The following is a 257-nucleotide window of genomic DNA, read 5'->3' on the forward strand; positions in this document are numbered from 1 at the left end:
TGGAACGAAAAGTTTTGTTGTCACCTGCTACGACCCGGATGCGCCAACCGGCTCCGGCTGGTGGCCCTGGCTAGTTGTTAACTTACCCGCTGATACCCGCGTATTACCGCAAGGGTTTGGCTCTGGTCTGGTAGCAATGCCAGACGGCGTTTTGCAGACGCGTACCGACTTTGGTAAAACCGGGTACGATGGCGCAGCACCGCCGAAAGGCGAAACTCATCGCTACATTTTTACCGTTCACGCGCTGGATATAGAAC

At 55.3% G+C, this 257-nt stretch carries 1 protein-coding gene; it reads left to right on the plus strand.

Features of this window, described 5'->3' with window-relative positions; all coding sequences use genetic code 11:
* Positions 1-257: YbhB/YbcL family Raf kinase inhibitor-like protein (locus FN960_RS21970; protein WP_143850838.1), on the plus strand; the 257-nt coding region annotated here is incomplete at both ends.

Source organism: Alkalicoccobacillus porphyridii (assembly GCF_007293315.1).
Taxonomy (GTDB): Bacteria; Bacillota; Bacilli; order Bacillales; family Bacillaceae_D; genus Alkalicoccobacillus; species Alkalicoccobacillus porphyridii.